The sequence below is a fragment of the Halomicrobium urmianum genome (genome assembly GCF_020217425.1).
Lineage (GTDB): Archaea > Halobacteriota > Halobacteria > Halobacteriales > Haloarculaceae > Halomicrobium > Halomicrobium urmianum.
In genome coordinates this window covers 55269-69725 of sequence record NZ_CP084090.1, presented here as the reverse complement: position 1 = coordinate 69725, position 14457 = coordinate 55269, and the positions used below count along the sequence as shown (strand labels likewise).

13 protein-coding genes are annotated in these 14457 nt (G+C 71.1%); 3 read left to right on the top strand and 10 right to left on the bottom strand.

The genetic code is table 11. The features are described 5' to 3' along the window. Nucleotides 1-4: 4 nt before the first annotated feature. The 3 genes from LCY71_RS00370 to cobN are packed head-to-tail and all read right to left on the bottom strand — an operon-like array spanning nt 5 to nt 5447. On the bottom strand, nt 5-763 hold the full coding sequence (locus tag LCY71_RS00370) for a cobalt-precorrin-7 (C(5))-methyltransferase (protein WP_225334388.1): 759 nt from the start codon (nt 761-763) through the stop codon (nt 5-7). Continuing rightward, the gene (locus tag LCY71_RS00365; RefSeq protein ID WP_225334387.1) at nt 760-1470 is read right to left on the bottom strand and encodes a precorrin-8X methylmutase; all 711 of its coding nucleotides are present in this window, start codon (nt 1468-1470) and stop codon (nt 760-762) included. Before LCY71_RS00365 ends, LCY71_RS00370 begins: the two co-directional genes overlap by 4 nt. Further along, nucleotides 1467-5447 (bottom strand): cobaltochelatase subunit CobN, encoded by a 3981-nt coding sequence (gene cobN / locus LCY71_RS00360; protein WP_225334386.1) that lies wholly within the window; start codon nt 5445-5447, stop codon nt 1467-1469. Before cobN ends, LCY71_RS00365 begins: the two co-directional genes overlap by 4 nt. 34 nt (nt 5448-5481) lie before the next feature. Between cobN and LCY71_RS00355 the strand changes: the two genes are divergently transcribed. The 3 genes from LCY71_RS00355 to LCY71_RS00345 all read left to right on the top strand — a co-directional run bounded on the left by LCY71_RS00355 (nt 5482) and on the right by LCY71_RS00345 (nt 8586). Then, nucleotides 5482-7608 (top strand): ATP-binding protein, encoded by a 2127-nt coding sequence (locus LCY71_RS00355; protein ID WP_225334385.1) that lies wholly within the window; start codon nt 5482-5484, stop codon nt 7606-7608. 79 nt (nt 7609-7687) lie between these two features. Further along, nucleotides 7688-7876 (top strand): CbtB domain-containing protein, encoded by a 189-nt coding sequence (locus tag LCY71_RS00350; RefSeq protein ID WP_225334384.1) that lies wholly within the window; start codon nt 7688-7690, stop codon nt 7874-7876. Further along, nucleotides 7876-8586 (top strand): CbtA family protein, encoded by a 711-nt coding sequence (locus LCY71_RS00345; protein ID WP_225334383.1) that lies wholly within the window; start codon nt 7876-7878, stop codon nt 8584-8586. Before LCY71_RS00350 ends, LCY71_RS00345 begins: the two co-directional genes overlap by 1 nt. A 53-nt stretch (nt 8587-8639) precedes the next feature. Here the strand turns inward: LCY71_RS00345 and LCY71_RS00340 are convergent, their stop codons facing one another. The 7 genes from LCY71_RS00340 to cbiG all read right to left on the bottom strand — a co-directional run bounded on the left by LCY71_RS00340 (nt 8640) and on the right by cbiG (nt 14091). After that, complete coding sequence (locus LCY71_RS00340) at nt 8640-9011, bottom strand: DUF3209 family protein (RefSeq protein WP_225334382.1); 372 nt, start codon at nt 9009-9011, stop codon at nt 8640-8642. A 6-nt stretch (nt 9012-9017) separates the two neighbouring features. Next, nucleotides 9018-10241: a CbiX/SirB N-terminal domain-containing protein gene (locus LCY71_RS00335; protein WP_225334381.1), complete on the bottom strand. Its 1224-nt coding sequence runs from the start codon at nt 10239-10241 to the stop codon at nt 9018-9020. Continuing rightward, nucleotides 10238-10912, bottom strand: coding sequence for a cobalamin biosynthesis protein (locus tag LCY71_RS00330; RefSeq protein WP_225334380.1), 675 nt, complete (start codon nt 10910-10912; stop codon nt 10238-10240). The genes LCY71_RS00335 and LCY71_RS00330 overlap by 4 nt, the downstream gene beginning before the upstream one ends. Further along, complete coding sequence (locus LCY71_RS00325) at nt 10909-11184, bottom strand: ferredoxin (protein WP_225334379.1); 276 nt, start codon at nt 11182-11184, stop codon at nt 10909-10911. Before LCY71_RS00325 ends, LCY71_RS00330 begins: the two co-directional genes overlap by 4 nt. 2 nt (nt 11185-11186) lie before the next feature. After that, the gene (gene cobJ / locus LCY71_RS00320) at nt 11187-12116 is read right to left on the bottom strand and encodes a precorrin-3B C(17)-methyltransferase (protein ID WP_225334378.1); all 930 of its coding nucleotides are present in this window, start codon (nt 12114-12116) and stop codon (nt 11187-11189) included. Between the two features lie 3 nt (nt 12117-12119). Then, on the bottom strand, nt 12120-12956 hold the full coding sequence (locus tag LCY71_RS00315) for a precorrin-3B C(17)-methyltransferase (protein ID WP_225334377.1): 837 nt from the start codon (nt 12954-12956) through the stop codon (nt 12120-12122). 133 nt (nt 12957-13089) lie between these two features. Continuing rightward, nucleotides 13090-14091 (bottom strand): cobalt-precorrin 5A hydrolase, encoded by a 1002-nt coding sequence (gene cbiG, locus LCY71_RS00310; RefSeq protein ID WP_225334376.1) that lies wholly within the window; start codon nt 14089-14091, stop codon nt 13090-13092. Between the last annotated feature and the right edge of the window lie 366 nt (nt 14092-14457).

Here is a 14457-nt window from a genome sequence, read left to right as displayed (position 1 = left end):
CGAGCTATTCTCGACGGACCGCCAGCACCGACAGGTCCGAGAACGGCGTGTCCTCCGGCCCGTCGCCGCCGGCGTGTTCCGAGAGGTCATCCAGCGTCGTGTGCGTGATCGTCTCGTCCTCGTGGGTCAGCCGCTCGCAGACGAGCGCCGCGAGTTCAGGGTCTGCGTCGGCGTCCAGTAGCTCCGCGGCCACGTCGCCCGGCATCAGGTCGAACGGGCGCGGTAGCACGAGCAGGTGACGGTCGCCGACGTCTCGCCGGAGCCGGTCGAGGTCGTCGCTCAGGTCGCCGCTCCTGTGCAGCGTCACGAACGTCGTCGCCTCCATCGGCGTCCGCGCACGACTGGCCGCTATCTGCAGCGAGGAGATGCCGGGGATCACCCGTACCGGCCGGTCGACCGCGCGCTGGACCTTCCCGACGAACTGGTAGCCCGAGTGGTTCGGGTCGCCCATCAGGACCGCCGTCCCGCGCTCGCCAGCGGCCACGCGCTCGGCGAACCGCGCCAGGGTCTCGCCCTCCTCGCGGTAGCCGCAGGTCAGCAGGTCCGCCTCCGTCCGGCCCGCGACGAACTCGACGACGGTTTCGAAGCCGACGACGACGTCGGCCTCGCGGATCGCGCGGTCTCCCCGCGGCGTGAGGTAGTCGGGGTTTCCCGGCCCGATCCCGACGGCGTGGACGGGGTCGTCCGGTTCCGGATTCTCCGCCGCCGCCGCGGCGAACGTCGCGGGGTCCGGGCCGGAATCGAGATCGTAGTCGTCGCTCACAGTTCCAGTTCTCCATCCCTCGCGTCGGCGGCCACGTGCACCAGCTCGTTCGTCAGCCCCGCGGCGAGGCCGCTGCCGCCGCGACGGCCGACGTTCGTGATGACCGGCACGCCGTGTTCCGCAGCTACCTCGCGCAGGCGCTCGCGGCTCTCGGCGGCCTTGACGAAGCCGACCGGCGTCGCGACGACGACGGCCGGTCGCGTTCCGTCCTCGATGCAGTCCGCCAGCGCGAGTGCAGCGGTCGGCGCGTTGCCCACGACGGCGATTGCCCCGTCGTAGACGCCCTCCCTGTCGAGTTCCAGGACGGACGCAGCCGTCCGGGTCATCCCCGTCTCTGCGGCCAGTTCCGCGCCATCGCCGATGGCCGTCCGCACCGGGCAGTCGTGGCCGCGGCCCGTGATGCCCTCCTTCACCATCGTGATGTCCGTGACGACGGGGCGCTCGTCCAGCACTGCGCGAGCGCCGGCGCGGACGGGTTCGTCCTCGTCGTCGCCGGTGAACCGCATCAGGTGCTGGAACTCGGGGTCGCCCGTGGCGTGGACGGACTTCTGGCGGATCCGGTCTGCCAGCGTCTCGTCGGGGACGAGCTTCCGTACGCGGTCCATGGAGGTCTCGGCGATCTCCATGGCGTTCTCCGTGGTCGCGCCGAGGTCAGCATATTCCTCGAAGTCGGTGTCCGTGGCTTCCTGTTCCGGATCAGTCGTCATTGCTCGTCACCTCCTCGTCGTGCTCGCGGGTCGGTTCGCTCTCGCGGGTCGTTGCTCCCCGTTCGACGTTCCCGCGGTCGGTGTCCGACCGCGCTCCCCGCTCGCTCGTTCGGAGAGCCTCGCGTCGCTCGGCTCTCCAGGTCGCCGTCGACCTCCAGGTTGAGGTCGCGCAGCCGATCCCGCGTCTCGTCGTCGGCGTCCCACAGGCCGCGGTCGATGGCCTCAAGCAGCGTGTCCGTGATCGAGTCCAGGGCCCACGGGTTGACGTCGCGGAGCCACGCCCGGCGGTCCTCGTCGAAGGCGTAGCGGTCGGCGACGTCCTCCCACAGGCGGTCCGAGACGACGCCCGTGGTAGCGTCCCACCCGAGGACGACGTCGACTGTCGTCGAGAGGTCGCCGGCGCCCTTGTAGCCGTGCTCCTCCATGGAGTCGAGCCACGCCGGGTTGAGGACGCGGGCACGCATCGCCTTGCGGACCTTCTCCTCGTTGGTGTAGACGTCGACGTTGTCGGGGTCGGAGGAGTCGCCGACGTAGGAGGCGGGCTCCTCGCCGGAGCGGTCCGAGACTGCAGATATGAACCCGCCGTGGAAGGCGTACCAGTCGGAGGAGTCGAACTCGTCCTGTTCGGCGGTGTCCTCGATCTTGACCGTCGCGTCGACGTTGCCGAGGCGGCGCTCGAAGGCGTCGCGGGCCTCGCTGACGCGGCCGCGCGATCCCATCGCGTAGCCGCCCCACTGGACGTACACGTCGGCGAGGTCGGAGCGGTCGTCCCACTCGCCCTCGTCGACCGCCTTGTTCGTCCCGGCACCGTACCCGCCGGGCCGCGTGGTGAAGACGCGGTGCCTGACGGCTTTCCGGGCGTCGTCCTCGTCCATCTCCTCGTTCTCGGCCGCCAGCTCCTCGGCCTCTTCCTCGACGTGTTTCTTCACGTAGTTCACGTCGTGGGGCTCGTCCAGATTTACCACGGCGTCCACGGCATCGTGAATGACGCCCGCCGCGGCGGGGAAGGCGTCCCGGAACAGCCCCGAGACGCGCGTGGTCACGTCGATGCGCGGGCGGTCCAGTTCGTCCAGCGGGACCGGCTCTACGTCGTCGATCCGGCCGGCGTCGGTCCAGACCGGTTCGACGCCCATCAGCGCGAGCACCTGCGCGATGGTCTCGCCGCGGGTTCGGACGGTCGGGGTGCCCCACGCGACGACGCCGATCTCGTCCGGATACTCGCCCTCTTCTTCGCGATGCCGCTCGGCCACGCCGTGGGCGACCTCGCTGCCGACCTCCCAGGCCGACTTGGCCGGGACCTTCCGCGGGTCGAGGGTGTAGAAGTTCCGCGCCGTCGGGAGCAGGTCGACGCCGCCGCGGGTGGGCGCGCCGCTGCCGCCCGGCGGGACGTACTCGCCGGAGAGCGCGTCGGCGGTTCGGGGAATCTCGTCCTCGGCTCCGCGGACGCGCGGGGCGGCCTCCTCACAGATGTAGGCCAGCGACTCACGCAGGTCGTCGTGCGCGCCGGAGGCTGCGCGCGCGTCGCCCAGCGGGTCGATGTCGACGACGAGGAGGTTCACGTTGACCTCGGCGTCGTCGGCGTCGCGCTCGCTCTCGGGCACGTCGAAGCCGTGCCCGGCGAGCGTCCGGACGAGGTCGATGCTCGTCTCGTACACCTCGTCGGCGGCCTCGGCGTAGGTCATCCCCAGGCCTTCGTCGTACTCGCCCGGACTGTTCCGCATCGCGTCGTAGTCGACGCCGAGCACGCCCGCGACGCTCTCCCGGAGGCTGGGCGCGCCGGGGTTCTCCAGGCGCGTCAGCGCGACGAGGTACTCCACGAGGCGGTCCTCTTCGGGCGGTTCGCCCATCGTGTGCAGCCCCTTCCGGATCTGCGTCGTCTTGACGTCGGTGAGGTACTCGTGGACGCGCTCGACGAGCTCGTCGACGCCCACGTCGTCGCCGGCGACCTCGCCCTCTGCGAGCGTGCTGCCTGCCTCGTCGGGTCCGCGGACGTCCGCCTTCTCGTCGATCTCGCCGGCGATTCCGAGTTCGATGGCCAGATCGAGTTCGTCCACCGCCTCGCGGATCAGCTGTTCGAGGTGCTCGCCGTCGTCGGCGCGGGCGTCCTCCATCCCGGCCTCGCGGTACCGGTCGGCCAGCTCCTCGAGCTCCGACAGCTCGTCGTACGTGCCCGCGTTGTCCATCACCGGCGTCAGGTAGTCGACGACGGCGGCGTAGGAGCGGCGCTTGGCCTGCGTGCCCTCGCCGGGGTTGTTGACGATGTAGGGGTAGACGTTCGGGACGTCGTCGATCAGCTGGTCCGGCGCGCTCTCGCCGTCGAGGCCGACGGTCTTGCCGGGCAGCCACTCCAGGCTGCCGTGGGTTCCGAGGTGGACCACGGCGTCGGCCTCGTAGGCGTTCCGGAGCCAGCGATAGAAGGCGACGTAGTCGTGGGGCGGCTGGAGGTCCGAGTCGTGGTACACCTTCGAGGGATCCATGCCGAACCCGCGCGGGGGCTGGACCGTCACGAGGACGTTGCCGAACTCGACGCCGGGGATGGCGAACGGCCGCTCCGGCGGATCGCCCCACTCCTCGACGACGTTCTCCTGGAACTCCTCGTCGAGCGCCTCGAACCACTCGCCGTACTGGTCCGGGGAGACGGTGTCCACGGATAGCTCGCGGACGTCCTCCGGCGCGACCCAGCGGTCGTCCAGCGTCAGTTGCGCGGTCAGGCGCTCGACGAGGGACTGGCCGCTGTCGGGCATCGTCTCGCCGGTGTCGTACCCCCGTGCGTCCAGCTCCTCCAGCAGGTTCACCGTGCTCTCGGGCGAGTCGAGGCCGAACGCGGTCCCGATGCCGTCGTCGCTCGGCGGGTAGTTGTGGAGGACGACGGCCACGTCCTTCTCGTCGTTGTCGAGGTGGCGCAGGCGCGCCCAGTTGACCGCCAGGCGCGCGGCGTGGTCGACGCGGTCCTCGACGGGGAAGTGCTGCTTCGGCGCGCTGCCGATGCCCGCCTCGTCGTCGGTGCGCTCCTTGCCCGAGACGGGGTGGGTGATCACGTTGCCGTCGAACTCGGGGAGCGCCACGGAGAGGGCCAGCTCGAAGCCCATCACGCCCGTGTCGCTGGACTGGTAGCGCGAGCGGGAGCGCATGGTCGTCACCGTCTGCAGCACGGGCACGCCCAGCCTGTCGAGGAACACGTCCTCGGCGCTGTCGCCCTCGTCGCTGGCCGAGCGGCCGCGCTCGTCCATCGAGAGCGAGAACATGAACGACGAGCAGACGGCGTCGACGACGGGTTCGCCGTCCTCTATCAGCCACTCCTCGGTCACCCGCTCGGCGTCCCACTGGCCCTCGGCGTCCGTCGCGGGCTCGCAGAAGACGGGGAGCGCGTTCGCGCCCTGCGCCTCCAGCGCGCGGACCTGCGCGTCCACGTAGCGGGTGTTCTCGTGGGTCCAGTGGGACTCGTAGAACCACACGGCTACGGTGGGCTTGTCGGGGGCGAACGTCGCGCGCAGTTCCTCGTAGCTCGCGCCCGGGTAGTCGGGGTGGTAGACGCCTTCCGTCGGCAGCGCCACGGGGTCGTCGTACTCCGGGTCCGCGTCGCCGTACTGCGCCACGAGGTAGCGGACGCAGTTGGCGACGTTGCTCGCGCCGCCCTTCTCCAGGTAGTCGTCGACGGTCTCGCGGTGCTCGTCGGGGACCGACGTGTCCTCGTAGGCGAAGGCGTCGCCGGTGGCCCTGACGACGAGCGGGACGCCGGCGTCGCGCAGGCGCTCGATCGCGCGCTCGTACCCCGGCATGCTGTCCTCCGCGCCGTGGAGCCAGAGGACGACCGCCGTCGTCGCGTCCTCCAGTTCCTCGACGAACGCCTCGACGGCCGGCTCGTCGTCCAAGTCGCTCTCCGAGCGGACGACGAGGTCGGCGTCGACCGCCCCGGCGGCGCGCTGTACGGCGCCGAGCTCGTTCTCAGTCGCTGTGTAGAGTCCGATCTGTGGCATAAGATTTTACATCTCCGTTTGCACTAATACAACTATGTTTGTACCCGGCGGCGGCAAAAAGGCTTCGCAGGGGCCGTCGTTCGCGGACGTGGTCGGGCAGCGCGACCTGAAGGAGGGTCTGCTGGCCGTCGCCGCGAACGACGACCTGGACGGCCTGCTGATCCGCGGGGAGAAGGGCACGGCGAAGTCGACGGCGGTCCGCGCGCTCGCGGACCTGCTGCCAGCGCAGCGCGCCGTCGCGGACTGTCCGTACGGCTGTCCGCCCGACGACCCCGCCCGCCAGTGCGACGAGTGCCGCGAGCGGACCGATCCGCCCGTCGAGGAGCGATCAGTGCCCCTCGTCACGCTCCCGCTGGGCGCCACGCGGGACCGCGTGGTCGGAACGCTCTCTGTGGCCGACGCGCTCGACGGCGACCACGAGTTCGACCCCGGACTGCTGGCGCGGGCCAACCGCGGCGTCCTCTACGTCGACGAGGTGAACCTGCTGGACGACCACCTCGTGGACGTCCTGCTGGACGCCGCCGCGAGCGGAGCCAACCGCGTCGAGCGCGACGGCGTCACCGTCACCCACCCCGCCGAGTTCACGCTGATCGGGACGATGAACCCCGAGGAGGGCGACCTCCGCCCGCAGTTGCGCGACCGCTTCGCGCTCCAGACGGAGGTGACCGCGTGCGAGGACATCGAGGAACGGGTCGCAGTGATCGACCAGGCGCTGGGCGATGGGGAAGCTGACGCCGGAGGGGACGAGCCCGACGCAGATCCGGGCGAGCGCCTGCGCGACGCCCGCGACCGGCTGGCTGACGCCGAACTGCCCGCCGAGTTCCGGGAGGAGATAGCCGAACTCTGCCGCGACGCCGGTCTCGACGGCCATCGCGGCGACATCGCCACCGCCCGGGCGGCGCGCACCTTCGCCGCGCTCGACGGCCGAACGACCGTGATCGAGTCGGACGTCGAACGGGCCGCCGAGTTCGCACTGCCGCACCGCCTGAAGTCGAAGCCGTTCGAGGACGCGCCCGACGTCGACGACGTGCTCGACGACCACTTCGAGGACGACGCCGAAGGGGACGAGCCCGACGGCGACGGTGCGGGCAGTGAGGCCGAAGCGGCGGCCGAAGACGGCGAGTGCTCGGGCGGTGGCGAGTCGCGAGGAGGGACCGAGGGCAACGAACTGGGCGAGTCCGACCAGAGCGACGACGACCCGGACTCCGACGGCGTGGACGCGGATCCGGGGACAGACGGCGAGCCCGGTGAGAGCGAGGACGGTTCGACCGACTCGCCGGCGCCCGCCGGCGCGGACCACGACAGCGACGGGTCGGGCGGGGACGCTGGGAGCGACCCCTCGGACGGCGACGCCGACGGAGACGCGGACGACGAGGCGACGCCGCTGGTGCCCGGCCAGTCGCGAGCGGGCGTCGGTGACAGCGGCGCTCCCGACGTGGGCGCGCCGTCCGTCGACGCCGACGGCGTCGCGAGCGGGCGCGCGAACGCCCCGACTGCGGACAGGGGAGCGCGAGTCCGGACGGAGCGAGCCGACGCGACCGACGACGTCGACGCCGCGGCGTCCGTCCGCGCCGCGGCGAGCAGGGGCGCCGACGGCGTCGAGTCCCGCGACCTCCGGAAGTCCGTCCGGGCGGGCGACGCCGACGCGCTCGTCGCCTTCGCCGTCGACGCGAGCGCATCGATGCGGCCCGCGATGCGCGCCGCCAAGGGGACGGTCCTCGAACTGCTGGAGGACGCCTACCAGGCGCGCGACGAGGTGGCGTTCGTGGCGTTCGCCGGCGAGGGGGCCGATGTGGTGCTCCCGCCGACCGACAGCGTCTCGCTGGCCGCCCGCCACCTCAAGGACCTGCCGACCGGCGACCGGACGCCGCTGCCCGCGGGCCTCTCGACCGCGAGCGAGGTCCTCGACCGCGCGGAGCCGGACGCGGGGATCGTCGTGCTCGTCACCGACGGCAGGGCGAACGCCGCCGACGGGAGCCCCGTCGAGGCGACGCGCGACGCGGCCCGGGGCCTGGCCGAGACGGCGGACGCCACGCTGGTCGTCGACGCCGGCGACGGCCGGGCAGGTCTGATCGACGTGGTCGCCACGGAGACCGGCGCGTCGGTCGTTCCGCTGTCCGCGCTGTCGGCCGAGAGCGTGGACGAACTCGCCCGGGAGTAGCCCCGTCACGGGCGCAGACGGGAACCGGTGAGGCGACAGTTTTACAAATTCATTTGTCTAAACAGCAATCGAGATTACAATGAAGACAGAGACCGACACCGTCCGCGATCGGGTCGACCTCGCCGCGGAGACGCTCTCGGGCACGCAACTGGCGCTGGCCGTCGGCCTCGTGGCCGCGCTCGGCTTCGCGCTGCTCTTCCTGCAGGAACCGCTGGCGCACGACGCGCTGCACAACTTCCGACACTCGGCTGGCGTCACCTGCCACTGATGGCGACCGACCACCTCGAACGCGGCGCGCTCGCGGGCGTTGCCGGTGGCCTCGTCTACGGCCTGTTCGTGGCGACGGTCGGCAACGCCTTCACGGCCGGGCTGGAGGCGTTCGAGCACGGGCACGACCACGGCGGCGGCCCGGCCGTCACGGAGCTGACCACGGCCGCCGCCAGCGTCTTCGGCGGCGTCCTCTGGGGCCTGCTGTTCGGGGTGGCCGTCTTCGGCGTCGCGTACTACTTCCTCGAACCGGCGCTGCCGGGGACCGGCGCGACGCGCCGCATCGCGCTGGCTGCCGCCGGGTTCCTGACGGTCTCCGGCGCGCCGTGGCTCGTCCTGCCGCCGCAGCCGCCGGGCGTCGAACAGGCACTGGGCACCGAGGCGAGGATGCTCTGGTACGGCGGGATGATGGTCGCGGGCGCCGCGGTCGCGGTGCTGGCCGGGCTGACCTATCGCCGATCCGCCGGGCGACACGGGGCCGTCAGGGCGGTCGCCGCGCTCGCCCCGCTCGCGCTACTGTCCGCCCCGGTCGTCCTCGCGCCGGCGAATCCGACCCACGGGCACGTGCCCGCCGCGCTGGCCGCGGCCTACCGCTGGACGGTCGTCTTCGGGCAGGCGACGCTGTGGGCGACCATCGCTGTCGTCCACGCCCGGCTCGGCGAACCGGAGCTCACAGCGGCCGACGCCGGCTACCCGTCGACAGCGGACTGACCGGGCCACTTGCTCTTCTCGCGCTACCGATGAAAACGGTCGAGGGGTACCGGCTACTCGTCGACGGGGAAGGCCTCGTGGAGGACGTCGTGGGCCTCGCCCAGCCCCGCGAGGACGTCCTCGCCCTGGGTCGTCAGCCGCCCGACCGCCCGCTCGGCGTCGCGGACGGCGACGAGGCGGCCCCGGAGATAGTCGTACTCCGGGTCGCTCTCGTCCGCCCGTGCGATCTCCTCCTCGAGGTCGACCAGCGCCGCGTCGAGGTGGCGCTCGATCTCGGTGAGGGTGTCCGCGTTCGCCAGCCCCTCGATCGGTCCGTCGAGGTGACCCTCCAGTTCCTGCACCGCGTGCTCGCGGGCGTGGTCGTCGTCGGTGCCGAGGACGTTCAGCAGGCCGAGTCGCAGCGCTTCGATCTCGTAGCAGCTCATGTTCTATCAGAGCGTCTGATCGACTAAATCCGATACGATGCGGTCCCGGTCGAGGTGGGACGAGACGATGCGATCGGCGTTGTCGCTCTCGACGCCGCCGTACCAGACGCCGTCGGGGTAGACGGCGACCATCGGACCGTCGCCGCAGCGGCCGAGACAGGACGAGCGCGTGATGCGGGCGTCGCAGTCGTCGCTGTCGCGGGCGGCCTGACGCAGCCGTTCGAGGACGGCGGGCGACCCGTCGGCGGCGCAGGTCTGGTTCGTGCAGACGGCGACGTGCTTCTCCGGCGCGTCGTGGCCGTGCGGGTCGTCGCCGACATCCTCGCGGTCGGCGTGCTCCGCCTGGTGGGTCAGCGCCCGCAGCATCGCGCGGGCGCCGCCCCGATCGTCCTCGTAGCCGTCGAGTTCGACCTTGTACTTGCAGGTGTCGCAGGACATGTCGACGCTGCCCGTGCGGGCCTCCTGCCAGCGGTCGCCGAGCACGTCCAGCAGGCGCGGGTCCGTCCCCAGCGGCTCGCCCGGCGCGGCGTCGACGTAGGGGTACTCCTCGTCGAACACGCGAGCGTCGTCCCTGATCCGGCCCGTGAGGACGCCGTCGCCGAGCATGTACGGCAGGACGACCACGGCGTCCGGGCGGGTCTTCGCGAGGTCGTGGAGCGTCTCGTCGAGTCGCGGCTCCGTGACGCCGACGAACGAGGCCTCGACGCGGTCGAAGGCGCGACCCTCGTACAGCAGGCGGGCCAGCTTGTGGACGTCCGCGTTGGCGTCCGGGTCGCTGGAGCCGCGCGCACACAGCACCACGGCTACGTCGCCGTCCTCGCGGTCGACGCCGAGTTCCGCCTCGACTGCCGCCGCACGGTCGTCCAGCAGGTCGAGGATGGCGGGGTGGACGCCAAGGTGCGCACCGCTGTCGATGGTCAGTTCCGGGTGGCGCTCGCGGGCCTGCTCGACGGCCAGCGGCACGTCATTCTTGACGTGGCTGGCGGCGAACAGTGACAGGTGGACGACGGCGATCGACGAGACGGTGGGTGCCAGCCCGTCGATGGCCTTGTCGATGGCCGGCTCCGCGAGCTCGAGGAACGCGGCGTCGACGGGGACGCCCAGCCGCGCCTCCAGGTCCGCCGCCAGCTCCCTGACCTGCTCGTTGGACTTCTCGCGGCGCGATCCGTGGCCGACGAGCAGCACGGCCTCGTCGTCGAGGCTGTCCGGCGCGCTCGTGGTCCGGCTCATGGCTCCACGCGCTCGATCGACTGCCGGAGCTTCCGCCGGCGACTCGGCGCGAACAGGCCCGTATCGTCGCTGCCCTCGTAGACCCACCGGCCGAAGTCGGGCGCGGCGTCGTCGTCCAGCCCGAACCAGTAGCCCGAGGAGGCGTCCGAGAGGTCGCCGTGAGGCGCGTCGACGGGCATGTCGTCGAGGAGGGTCTGGACGGTCCGCAACAGGTGTTCGTCCTCGTGGACGAAGGAAACTCCCACGGCGTCGTCGCCGTCTCCCTCTGCCGACTTGTAGCAGACCGTCCCGCAGCCCTCCAGCAGGCCGCGCAGGAGCTCCCGCTCGTGGTCGCGAAGGGCGTCGAGTCGGTAGCCCCCGATCTCGCCGTCGTACGGCAGACCCAGGGCCGCGCTCGCGCGGTCGGCCAGCGACCCGAACACCTGCACCGTGAACTCCTCCTCGCGGCGCGTGATCGAGGTGTCGTGGGCGTAGTCGCGCTCGCGGATGCGCTGGTCGACCTGCTCGGCGCCCGCGACGGCCGCGAGCCGACGGGCCGCCGTCTCGTCGTTCGTCCGGACGGTCACGCAGTCGCGCTCGCACTCGCCGTCGGCGGCGACCCGACCCCAGAAGTACGCCGTCTCGGGATGGGACGCCAGCATGTCGTCGGGCGTGCCCGTCTCGATGCTCACGGTTCCGCCTCCGCCGTCTCGGCGTCGTCCCTGGCGGCCGCCTCCTCGACGCTGATCGCGTCCAGCGGACACGCCGCGGCGGCCTGCTCGGCGTCGTCTCGCCGGTCATCGTCGAACGTCGCGGTGACTGACTCCTCTGTTCGTTCCAGTTCCACGGCTGCCTCCGCGTCGAACGTCGCCAGGCCGTCGTCGTCCTCGACGAAGCGGTCGTCCCGGACGAGGCAGGCGAACACGCCGTCGCAGGCCTCGCGGTCGACGGAAACTGTATACATTGTCAGTACTCGTATTTCGTCTCGTAGCCCCGCGGCGTGACCATCCGGTCGTCCCAGACGTACGTGTCCTCGTTGCCGACCAGCAGCGTCGTGGTCATGTCCACGAGGTCGGTCTCGCCCAGGTCGGGCAGGTCCCCCAGTTCGACGATCTCGACCCGTTCGTCCTCGCGGCCGGCGGCGTGGACGACGCCGACGGGCGTCTCGGGGTCGCGGTGCTCCAGCAGGATCTCGCAGCACTTCTCGTAGTTGTCCCGGCGCTTGCGGCTCCAGGGGTTGTAGACGGCGATCGTGAACCCCTCCTTGGCCGCTGCGTGGAGCCGCGACTCGATGGTCGGCATGTCCGTCAGGTGGTCCGACAGCGAGATGGAGACGGTGTCGTTCACGAGGGGCGCGCCGACCCGGGCGGCGCAGGACTGCGCGGCCGGGACGCCCGGGACGACGTCGAAGTCGACCGTCGACGCCGTCGCGCCCTTCGATTCGAGGATCTCCAGGGCGAGCCCCGCCAGCGCGTACACGTTGGGATCGCCGCTGCCGATGATCGCGACGTGGTTGCCCGCGAGCGCGCGGTCGATGGCCTCCTCCGTCCGGGAGACCTCGCCGCACATCGGCGTGTCGTAGACGTCCTCCGCGTCGTCGGTGATCTCGTCGGGCAGGAGGTCGACGTAGGTGGTGTAGCCGACGACGTGCTCGGCCTCCTGCAACGCCGCGTGCGCCCGCTGGGTCATCCCCTCGGGCTGACCCGGACCGAGGCCCACCGCGACCAGCCGCCCGGGTTCGGCGTCGAAGTCGTCGACCGTGGCGCCGATCTCCTCCTCGTCGTCACTCGACGACGCGCCGCAGGCGGAGGAACTCGACGAGTCGCTCGCCTCGCTCGCTCCGCACTTCGACTCTGTGTCTGTACTCGCGTCCGTGGTGTCGCTGTCGGTGCTCATGGTTCAGAAGTCGTCGACGTCACGCCCGCCGCGCGGGGTGACGAGGAACTGCTCGTAGTCGTTGTCCCAGGTCTCGGTCTCGTGGTTGCCGACGATCAGCGAGGTGCCCATGCCGGCGACCTCGTCGTCGTGTTCGGTGGCCTCGCCGAGCGTCGTGATCGTCTGGCCCTCGCCGTTGCGGCCGGCGTCGCCGCGACCGGCGTCGTTGACGATGGCGACGGGCACGTCGTCGGCCCGCTCTTCGCGCACGATCTCGACGGCGCGCTCGTAGTTGCGCCAGCAGTTGTACAGGACGATCACGAACCCCGAGATGGCCGCAGCGCGGAGCTTCTCCTCGATCTCGTCCCAGCCGCGCCACTTGTCGGACAGCGAGACCGTGCAGAAGTCGTTCGACAGCGGCGCGCCGAGGGCGGCCGCGCCGCCCAGCGCCGCCGTGACGCCGGGGACGATCTCGATCGGGACGTCCGTGGCCTCGTCCTCCCGTGCCATCAGGAAGAGGAGGTCGGACTTCCCGTAGACGTTCGGGTCGCCGCCGGAGACGTGGGCGACGTCCTCGCCGTCGCGGACGCGCTCGAACGCCTCGCGGGCGAGTTCGATCTGGCGGCCCATCGACGACCGGACGACCTCCTGCTCCGGGCGGCCCCGGGCCGTAGTCGCTGTCCCCCCGTCCGCCGCCGTCTCCGGCGAGAGCGTCCCGTCGTGCCGGAGGAACTCCTGGTAGAGGTTCGACGCGATGACGCAGTCGGCCGTCCGGATCACGTCCTTCGCCCGCTGGGTCATCGCGTGGGGCAGTCCCGGACCGATACCGACCACGTACAGCGTTCCGAGGTCGTCCGTCACGACCGCGTCACCTCCGTCGCCGGCGCGGCCGTCGAGTCGGTGCGTCGCATATCGTCTACAACGTCGCTTTCAGGTAAAACAATTTTGTTTGCATTAGCGTAACGCTGGTTGCCGGCCCGGGCGTGCCGTCGCCCTAGCGCCCGATCGCCACGGTCACGGCGTCGTCGTGGCTGCGCTTCTCCAGCAGCAGGTCGTGCTCGCGCCCGGCGGCGATGGCCGCGGCCTCCGCGATGCCGGGCCAGCCGATCAGCTCCTTCGAGCGCGAGGGGGTCGGCCCCTCGAACTCCTCGAGGTCCTCCTTCGCCAGCGCGACGACGCCGAGGTCCTTCTCAGCGGCGGCTTCCAACAGCCCCTCCTCGTCCTCCTTGCGCGTCCCCGTGGCGACGAACTCCACGTCGTCCCAGTCCTTCCCGACCTCGTCGAGGGCTTCCTCCCACGCTGCGAGGAACTGCTCGCTCCTCGCGCCGGAGACGCTGCCGGTGCCGAGGACGACACCGCCGTCGTCCGAATCCCCGTTCCGCTTCAGCACGGTCACGTCGTCGCCCACCACGACTGCTCTCGGCCCGTCGAGGCGCTCGACCGGCCCGAGTTCGTCGTCGAGCACGGCCAGGTTCGTCGCCACCGTCGAGTCGCCGTTGACGACGTGGGCGTCCAGCGCTTTCGCCTGCTTCTCGACGCCCTGCTCGTCCGCCGCCTCGCTGGCGGTGGTCATCGCCGGCACCGCGCCCATCGACGCGAGGTCGTCGGCGACCTGGTTGGCGCCGTGGTGGCCGCCGGTGATCGGGATGGCCCACGTCAGTTCCTCGTCGACCACGACGATGGCGGGATCGTCCCACTTGTCGTCCAGCAGCGGCGCGGTCTTGCGCATCGCGATGCCGCTGGCCATCAGACCGACGAAGCAGTCGTACTCGCCCCAGTGCTCGGCGAACACGTCGCCGCGGTACTCCAGGATCTCGACGGACTCGTAGCGGTCGACGAGGTCGTCGACGATCTCCTCGGCGGTGTCCATCTTGCGCTCGAACGCCACGACTGCGACGTCCTCGGCGACCTCGCCGTCGCTGTCCGGCGTCGAGCAGTGCCCGCCGCTGTCGTCGGTCGATGCGTCAGTCTCCGCGTCGTCTGTGTCCGTGCTCATGATCGCGTGTCGGCCGGTGAAGCAGCCGCCCGTGACTGCCGGCCTATCAGCCACGAGGGTGGGACTGAGCGGAGGCGAAGCCTCCGCGAGGGTCGAAGGACGCCGGAGGCGTCCTTCGGGAATGAAAGGGGCCGGATCGTCGACGAACCCCGGCGACGTAAGCACCGCAGGCCGAAGGCCGAAGGTCGTGGTTCGAAAGACGCCGAAGCTTTCGTCATTGCGGGAAATCAGAGATTTGCCGCTTGCAGTCAGATTCCGTCGGAATCTGACGACATCACGAGAGAGCTTCGCTCTCTCGAACGACAGCGAGCCGCGGGAGTCGACGATCCGGGGGCTTTCTGGCTGTTCTCCGTACGGTGAGTCGCG

Coding starts and splice junctions, on each gene's coding strand:
- LCY71_RS00365 (WP_225334387.1), bottom strand. CDS start 1,470: ATGACGACTGATCCGGAACAGGAAGCCACGGACACCGACTTCGAGGAA.
- cobN (WP_225334386.1), bottom strand. CDS start 5,447: ATGCCACAGATCGGACTCTACACAGCGACTGAGAACGAGCTCGGCGCC.
- LCY71_RS00355 (WP_225334385.1), top strand. CDS start 5,482: ATGTTTGTACCCGGCGGCGGCAAAAAGGCTTCGCAGGGGCCGTCGTTC.
- LCY71_RS00350 (WP_225334384.1), top strand. CDS start 7,688: ATGAAGACAGAGACCGACACCGTCCGCGATCGGGTCGACCTCGCCGCG.
- LCY71_RS00345 (WP_225334383.1), top strand. CDS start 7,876: ATGGCGACCGACCACCTCGAACGCGGCGCGCTCGCGGGCGTTGCCGGT.
- LCY71_RS00340 (WP_225334382.1), bottom strand. CDS start 9,011: ATGAGCTGCTACGAGATCGAAGCGCTGCGACTCGGCCTGCTGAACGTC.
- LCY71_RS00335 (WP_225334381.1), bottom strand. CDS start 10,241: ATGAGCCGGACCACGAGCGCGCCGGACAGCCTCGACGACGAGGCCGTG.
- LCY71_RS00325 (WP_225334379.1), bottom strand. CDS start 11,184: ATGTATACAGTTTCCGTCGACCGCGAGGCCTGCGACGGCGTGTTCGCC.
- cobJ (WP_225334378.1), bottom strand. CDS start 12,116: ATGAGCACCGACAGCGACACCACGGACGCGAGTACAGACACAGAGTCG.
- cbiG (WP_225334376.1), bottom strand. CDS start 14,091: ATGAGCACGGACACAGACGACGCGGAGACTGACGCATCGACCGACGAC.